The organism is Clostridium sp. TJA038, from assembly GCF_058310255.1.
Map to the genome: position 1 here is coordinate 1 of NZ_JBZEFA010000018.1, position 8043 is coordinate 8043.

6 protein-coding genes and 2 tRNA genes are annotated in these 8043 nt (G+C 27.8%); all 8 read left to right on the forward strand.

Translation table 11 applies throughout. From position 1 onward, the window contains the following. Positions 1-7 precede the first annotated feature (7 nt). Positions 8-81 (forward strand) — tRNA-Gly (locus AC4FQV_RS11705). Positions 82-130: 49 nt separating this feature from the next. Further along, positions 131-207: transfer RNA gene (locus tag AC4FQV_RS11710), tRNA-Arg, on the forward strand. 341 nt (positions 208-548) lie between these two features. Further along, positions 549-1820 carry a formyl-CoA transferase gene (frc, locus tag AC4FQV_RS11715; protein ID WP_491165588.1) on the forward strand — a complete coding sequence of 424 codons (1272 nt, stop codon included), beginning with the start codon at positions 549-551 and terminating at the stop codon, positions 1818-1820. Positions 1821-1870: 50 nt separating this feature from the next. Further along, on the forward strand, positions 1871-3568 hold the full coding sequence (oxc, locus tag AC4FQV_RS11720) for an oxalyl-CoA decarboxylase (protein WP_491165589.1): 1698 nt from the start codon (positions 1871-1873) through the stop codon (positions 3566-3568). A gap of 54 nt (positions 3569-3622) precedes the next feature. Next, the gene (gene yfdV / locus AC4FQV_RS11725) at positions 3623-4651 is read left to right on the forward strand and encodes a transporter YfdV (protein ID WP_491165590.1); all 1029 of its coding nucleotides are present in this window, start codon (positions 3623-3625) and stop codon (positions 4649-4651) included. A gap of 304 nt (positions 4652-4955) precedes the next feature. Further along, on the forward strand, positions 4956-6413 hold the full coding sequence (locus AC4FQV_RS11730) for an aminoacyl-histidine dipeptidase (protein ID WP_491165591.1): 1458 nt from the start codon (positions 4956-4958) through the stop codon (positions 6411-6413). A gap of 160 nt (positions 6414-6573) precedes the next feature. Next, entirely contained in the window at positions 6574-7116 is a 543-nt protein-coding gene (locus AC4FQV_RS11735; RefSeq protein WP_491139764.1) for a chromate transporter, read from the forward strand. Next, positions 7113-7682: a chromate transporter gene (locus AC4FQV_RS11740; protein ID WP_491139763.1), complete on the forward strand. Its 570-nt coding sequence runs from the start codon at positions 7113-7115 to the stop codon at positions 7680-7682. The genes AC4FQV_RS11735 and AC4FQV_RS11740 overlap by 4 nt, the downstream gene beginning before the upstream one ends. Positions 7683-8043 lie beyond the last annotated feature (361 nt).

The window sequence follows — 8043 nt, forward strand, 5'->3', positions numbered from 1 at the left end:
CCAATATGCGGGTGTAGTTCAATGGTAGAACACCAGCCTTCCAAGCTGGATACCCGGGTTCGATTCCCGGTACCCGCTCCATTCTAAAGATAACCAATTATTGGTTATCTTTTTTTATTAAGAAAATTAAGCACCTATAGCTCAGTTGGATAGAGCTTTGGACTTCGAATCCACAGGTCGCGAGTTCGAATCTTGCTAGGTGCACCAATTTTATTTTTAGAGTTACAATTATAAAGTTGTAACTCTTTTTTTATTTAGAATATAATTTATAGTTAATTTTTAATTAGGGAAGTTGAACTACAAATTTTTACCTTTTACGCTTTAAAATTTATTTTTGTTAAGAAAATATTAATTTTTTTAAATTTAATCATATAATAATAATTAATCATCAATAAGTTTAAAGAAAATAATGTTTATGATATAAGTTTTTAAATAATATTAAGTTTAAAAGCAAAAAGAGTATTTTATGTAAATTGACTAAGTATATAATTAGAACTACAATTTAATTGTAAATGATTACATAATATTTATAAAAGGAGGAATTTATTATGACAGCACCTTTAGAAGGAATTAAGGTTATTGACTGGACACAGGTACAATCAGGACCAGCATGTACTCAATTATTAGCATGGTTAGGAGCAAATGTTATTAAAATTGAACGTCCTGGAACAGGAGATCCAACTCGTAGTGAGCTCCTCGATATTCCTAATTTAGATGGACTATACTTCTTACAACTTAACAGTAATAAAAGATCTATAGAATTAGATTTGAAAACTGAACAAGGAAAGGAAATACTTAGAAAGCTTTTAAAGGATGCAGATATTTTTGTTGAAAATGTACATCCAGGTGCAGCTGATAAACTAGGATTTTCATGGGAAGAAGTTCACAAATTAAATCCTAGACTTATTTATGGTTCTATAAAAGGATTTAATCCAGATTCTCCTTTTGCTAAAGTAAAGGCTTTTGAGCCTGTTGCACAATGTGCAGGAGGTGCAGCAGCAACTACAGGATGGTGGGATGGAGAATACAATATACCAACTCAATCTGGAGCAGCTCTTGGGGATAGTAATACTGGAATGCATTTGGTAATTGGATTATTAGCAGCTTTAATGCAAAGAGAGAAAACTGGAGAAGGATGTTTTGTATATCAATCTATGCAAGAGGCAGTTTTAAATTTGTGTAGAATAAAACTTCGTGACCAATTAATATTAGAGAATACTGGAACATTGACACATTTTCCAGGATATCCTGATGAGAAAATAGGAAATACAGTTCCTCGTTATGGAAATGCAGAGGGTGGACAAGTTCTTGGATGGTGTTATAAGTGTAAAGGATGGGAAACAGATCCTAACTCTTATGTTTACATTGTACTTCAAAATGAAAATAAAGCTTTTGCAAAAGCCTGCGAAGGATTAGGTAAACTTGAGTGGATTAATGATCCTAAATTTAATACTCCTAAAGCTCGTAATTTAGTTAAAAAAGAAATTTATAAAGAAATTGAAAAATACACTATAAATAAAAGTAAATTTGAAGTAATAGAAGAACTAAGCAAATTTGGAGTTCCTTGTGGGCCTGTATTAAGCATGTATGAAATAGAACAAGATGATTCTTTACGTAAGTGTGGAACTTTAGTAGAAGTTGAACAACCAGGTCGTGGAAAATATTTGACAATAGGTTGTCCTCCTAAGTTTTCTAATTATACACCTAATATTGAAAAAGCACCTCTTCTTGGAGAACATACAGACGAAATATTAAAGGAAATTGGATATTCAGAAAAAGAAATATCTGATTTACGTAATAATCATATTGTATGCAAATAATATTATAAAAAATTATAATATTAAATTTCATATTAGGAAGGAGTTTTACAATGAGTGATGTTGATAATTTAACTGATGGAATGCACATACTTGTAGATGCTTTAAAGAAAAATAAAATTGATACAATATATGGTGTAGTTGGAATTCCAGTTACTGACTTTGCAAGGTATGCTCAAAAAGAAGGTATTCGTTATATAGGGTTTAGACATGAGCAATCAGCAGGAAATGCTGCTGCAATAACTGGATATTTAACAAAAAAACCAGGTATTTGTTTAACAGTTTCTGCTCCAGGTTTTTTAAATGGGTTAACTGCACTTACAAATGCTACAGTAAACGGGTTTCCAATGATTCAGATAAGTGGATCTAGTGATAGAAATATTATAGATTTGCAACAAGGAGATTATGAGGGATTAGATCAAATGAATATAGCTAAGCCTTTTGTTAAAGCATCTTACAGAATTAATAGACCAGAAGATATAGGGATTGGATTAGCTAGAGCTATTCATGCAGCTACTTCAGGACGTCCTGGTGGAGTTTATCTAGATGTTACAACTAAACTTCTTTCAAGTGTATTAGATAAAGATGAAGCATGTAAAACAATATTTGAAGTAGAGTATGAAAATTTGAAGCAGATTCCTTCTATTGAATCTGTTGATAAGGCTTTAGATTTACTTTCTAAAGCTAAGAAACCTTTAATAATTTTAGGAAAAGGTGCTTCTTATTCTCAAGCAGAGAAGTATATTAAATATTTCATAGAAAGAACAGGTATACCTTTTTTACCAATGTCAATGGCTAAGGGTTTACTTCCTGACAACCATAAACAATGTGCTTCAGCTGCACGTTCCTTTGTTTTAAAAAATTCAGATGTTGTTTTGTTAATAGGTGCTCGTTTAAATTGGTTATTACAACATGGAAAGGGTAAACATTGGAATGAGGATGTTAAATTTATTCAATTAGAAATAGAGCCAAAAGAAATTGATAGTAATAGAAAGATTGAAGCTCCAGTTGTTGGAGATATATTATGTAGTATAAAAATTATGATTGAAGAATTGAATAAATTTAATATAAAAACTTCAGAGGAATGGATAGGAGATATAGATAAGTATAAAAAATCAAACATTGAAAAAATGTCAGTAAAATTAAATACTTTAACAAATCCTATGAATTATTTTAATGCTTTAAATGCAGTTAAGGAGGTTGTTGATGAAAATAAAGATATCTATTTAGTAAATGAAGGTGCAAATACCTTAGATGATACAAGAAATGTTGTTAATATGTATTATCCTCGTAGACGTTTAGATTGTGGAACATGGGGAGTTATGGGAGTTGGAATGGGATTCTCTATAGGTGCAGCTATTACAAGTGGAAAACCAGTTCTTGCAATAGAAGGTGATAGTGCTTTTGGTTTTAGTGGAATGGAAATTAGCACAATATGTGAATATAAACTTCCAGTAACGATAGTTGTATTTAACAATGGAGGAATATATCGTGGAGATCATATAAATTTAAGCGGTGGAGAAGACCCTTCTCCAACAACACTTATGGCTAATGCACGATATGATAAATTGATAGAAGCTTTTGGTGGAGTTCCATACAATGTTAAAACACCAAGTGAATTGAAAGAAGCTATAACTAATGGAATAAAATCACTTAAACCAACTTTAATAAATTGTGTAATAGACCCTAAAGTTGGAACAGAAAGTGGACATATTTCCTCTTTAAATCCTAAAAATACTCTTGGAAACTAATAAAAATACTTTGAGTTTCTGCCTTATAAAGATTTAATTAGAGGAGTTGATAGTATGTGGGATATTATAATGAAGGATATTGTTCCAATTTTCGTGATTATGCTTTTAGGATTTTACTCTGGTAAAAAGAAAGCATTTACTCAAGAAAATGCAAGAACATTTAATAAATTAGTCTTAAATTATGCACTTCCTGCAGCTTTATTTGTATCTATTGTAAAGGCAGACAGACATATGTTATTTGCAGATATTAAGTTAACTTTAGTCAGTTTAATAGTAATAGTTGCCGTTTTTATGTGGTCATTTTATGGATGTTATAAATTTTTTAAGCATTCAAAAGGTGAAGCAGCAATATGTGCTTTAATAGCAGGTTCTCCAACTATTGGATTCTTAGGATTTGCTGTTTTAGATCCAATATTTGGAGCTACAGCAGATACTGGGCTAGTTGTTGCTATTGTATCTATTGTTGTTAACGCTATTACAATACCAATAGGACTAACATTACTTAATTCAAAAGGTGGAAAGTCAAAAGTTGTAGATGAAACTAATGAAAATAATAATTCAAATAAAAATGAAAGTGGATTAAAAGTTTTAGAAGATGATTTAAAAAAAGCAGAGCAGAATCCTGTTATAAGCGCATTGAAACAGCCAGTTGCTTGGGCACCTATTTTAGCGGTAATAATAGTATTGCTAGGAATTAAGTTCCCTTCAATTTTGGACCCTAACTTTGAACTTATAGCAAAGGCTAATTCTGGTGTTGCAGTTTTTGCAGCAGGTTTAACTTTATCTGGCTTGAAGTTTGAATTTGATTTAGAGATTATTTATAATACTTTTGTCAAATTAATACTTATGCCAGCACTTTTATTAATTGTTGGATTATTAGTGAAATTAGATCCAACACATCTTCAAATGCTAGTACTTTCAGGAGCATTACCACCTGCGTTTTCAGGGATTATTATAAGTAGCCGTTATCAAAAATATGTACGTACTGGTACATCTTCATTAGCTGTAAGTGTCTTATTATTTATAGTTGCAGCACCATTTTGGATTTGGTTATCAAGATTAGCTTCTACATGGACTTTTTAGATATAAATAAAATAAAAAATCTATAGTTTTATATAACTTTTTATTTTGTTTATATTAAAAAAGAAAATTATTAAAAATAAAAGCTGATAAAAGTATCAGCTTTTATTTTTTTACGTTTGAATTTATAGATAATAAAGATTTTTAATTATAGTTATGTTTAAATATTAAAAGGTAAATATGTTCAAATAGATTTATTTAAAATATAAAAGATTTCTAAATAACTTAATAAGATGATATTATAAAAATATATTAATATGACTTAACATAATATAAAAAAAATTGAAACAAATTTAGGAGGAGTAATATGGGAGTACTAAAAAATTTAGAACCTAAAAATGTCTTTAGATTTTTTGAGGAGATAAGTAAAATACCACATGATTCTGGAAATGAAAAAGAACTTAGTGATTACTTAGTAAAGTTTGCAAAGGAAAGAAATCTTTTTTTTATTCAAGATAAAGCTCTAAATGTAATAATTAAAAAAGAGGCTACAAAAGGATATGAAAATGCACCTACTGTTATAATACAAGGACATATGGATATGGTATGTGAGAAAACAAAAGAAAGTAATCATAATTTTAAAAAGGATTCTTTAAATTTAAGAATAGTTAATGATGAGTTTGTATATGCAACAGATACTACTTTAGGTGCCGATGATGGTATAGCAATAGCATATGCATTATCAATTTTAGATTCTAAAGATATAAAACATCCAGCTTTAGAGTTTGTAGCAACTACAGAAGAAGAAACTGTTATGGGGGGAGCTAGTTTTTTAGATGCTTCTAATTTAAATGGAAAGATATTATTAAATATAGATGCAGAAGAAGAAGGAGTATTTATAGCAGGATGTGCTGGGGGAATAATGCTTTATCCAGAGAAAAGGGTTTATTTTGAAAATTCATCTGGAGAAATTTTAGATATAGAAGTGTCTGGCTTAAGAGGTGGACACTCTGGAATGGAGATACACAAAAAAAGAGGAAATGCAAATAAAGTTATGGGAAGAATATTATATAACATAAAAAAAGAAATTCCTTTTAATATTGTTTCTATTGAAGGTGGAACAAAGCATAATGCTATACCTCAAAGCTGTAATTGTAAGATTTCATTAAATAAAGAATATATAGATAAAGCTAAAGAAATTTTATTAAAGTTAGAAAAAGATTTTAAAGAAGAATTTAAAGTAAGTGATAGTGAAATAAAAATTAAGTTTAAGGAATTAAAAGAAGTTAGTTTATTTAAAAATCAACTTGATAAAAAATCTACAGAAGATTTAATAAACTTTTTAATATTAATACCAGATGGATTAAGAGCAATGAGTCAAGATATAGATGTTGTAGAGAGTAGTTTAAATCTAGGAATAGTTAAATTAGAAAAAGATAAAATTAAGTTTACTACAGATATAAGAAGTTCAGTAAAGAGCAAAAAAACAAGTATGGTAGATGAAATAGAAGCTTTATGTAAAGTTATGGACTTTACTTTAAAAAAAGAAGGAGATTATCCAGAGTGGAAATATGAAAAAGATTCAAAAATAAAAGATTTAAGTTTTAAGACATACAAAGAATTATTTGGAGTAAATCCAAAAGTAACAACTCTTCATGCAGGACTTGAATGTGGAATTTTTAAAGAAAAAATGGGTCAAGATTTGGATATGATAAGTTTTGGACCTGATATATTTGATGTTCATACAGCAAAGGAGCATTTTAAAATAGATTCAGTAAAAAGATGTTATGAGTTCTTAATTGCATTATTAGAGAATATAAAATAGACTTTATCTTTTATATTTAAATAAAAATTTATATTTTAATCTAAGTAATATAACTTATAATAAAATGATAATTATAAGTTATATTACTTTTAATTTTTTATTTTTATAATAATTAGAGCTTTTATAAATTAATTTATACAATTAAGGAGGAGTTTTTAAAATGAAAGATTTAATAAATTTATATTTGCTTTTTGTAAAGTTAGGTTTTATGAATTTTGGAGGAGGATATGCATTATTTCCAATATTACAAAAAGAAATAATAGAAAAGAGAAATTGGATTACTAATGAAGAACTTATGGATTATTATGCCATTGGTCAATGTACTCCAGGAGTTATTGCTGTAAATACTGCAACATTTATTGGACAAAAAAGAAAAGGAAATATTGGAGGAATATTTGCAACTCTTGGATTTGTAACTCCTTCATTAATAATGATAACAATAATTGCAACATTTATTGGTAATTTTTCAGACTTACCTATAGTAAAAAATGCCTTTGCAGGAATTAGGGTTTGTGTAGCAGTTTTAATTTTAAATACTGCAATAAACTTAATAAAAACTTCTGTAATTGATATAAAAACAGGAATTATTTTTTTATTAGTAGCTGTATTTTCAATATTTACAAACATATCTCCTGTTCTTTATGTAATATTAGCTGGAATAGCTGGAGTAGTTTTAAAGTCTATTGGAGGTAAAAATAAATGATATTAATTAGGCTATTTTTAGAATTTTTTAAGATTGGGCTTTTTGCTGTTGGAGGAGGAGCTGCTACAATACCATTTTTATATAATTTATCTGATAAAACAAATTGGTTTACTCATACTGACCTTGCAAATATGATTGCTATTTCTCAATCAGTGCCAGGAGCTATGGGGATTAATATGGCAACATATGTAGGTTATTCAACTGATGGAGTATTAGGAGCTATAACTTCAACTATTGGAATAATAGTGCCTTCTATTATAATAATTTTATTAGTTGCAAGAGTATTATCTAAATTTAAAGATAATAAAATAGTTCAAAATTGTTTTTATGGATTAAGACCAGCCTCTACAGGATTATTATTAGCTGCTGGCTTTGAAATAGTAAAAATATCTATTTTAACATTAAATAAATATATAGAAACAAATAATTTATTAGATTTATTTTCAACTAAAGCTTTAATTTTAGCAGTAGTTTTATTTTTTTTAATAAGAAAATATAAGAAATCACCAATTATATATATAATATTTTCAGCCTTAATTGGAATAATATTTAAATTTTCAATTTAATAAAAAATAAAAAAGCCTTAAAATTAGGCTTTTTTATTTTTTATTAGGTATAAATGATTTTACTTTAAATAAATTCGACAATAATAAGTTTATTTTTACAAAATTTAATATTAAACTGAACCTAGTGTATCAATAGATAAAAAAAAGAGTAATATTATGAAAAAAAGAGAAAAATAAAAATATTTTTTTAAAATGGAAATTTTTATATTAAAACAAAGGTTTAATTATGTTATGATAAATATCGTCATCAAGAGCAAGCGATAAACAAAGCTTAGATGATATGGTCTTTGAAAATTAAACAGAAGATATTAACATAAACCAGCAATTCTTTTATAAGTAATATGAGTATAGATTAAACTTT

Bases quoted from the DNA above. Each gene is read 5' to 3' on its own strand.
- frc (WP_491165588.1), top strand. From the start codon at position 549: ATGACAGCACCTTTAGAAGGAATTAAGGTTATTGACTGGACACAGGTA.
- oxc (WP_491165589.1), top strand. From the start codon at position 1,871: ATGAGTGATGTTGATAATTTAACTGATGGAATGCACATACTTGTAGAT.
- yfdV (WP_491165590.1), top strand. From the start codon at position 3,623: ATGTGGGATATTATAATGAAGGATATTGTTCCAATTTTCGTGATTATG.
- AC4FQV_RS11730 (WP_491165591.1), top strand. From the start codon at position 4,956: ATGGGAGTACTAAAAAATTTAGAACCTAAAAATGTCTTTAGATTTTTT.
- AC4FQV_RS11735 (WP_491139764.1), top strand. From the start codon at position 6,574: ATGAAAGATTTAATAAATTTATATTTGCTTTTTGTAAAGTTAGGTTTT.
- AC4FQV_RS11740 (WP_491139763.1), top strand. From the start codon at position 7,113: ATGATATTAATTAGGCTATTTTTAGAATTTTTTAAGATTGGGCTTTTT.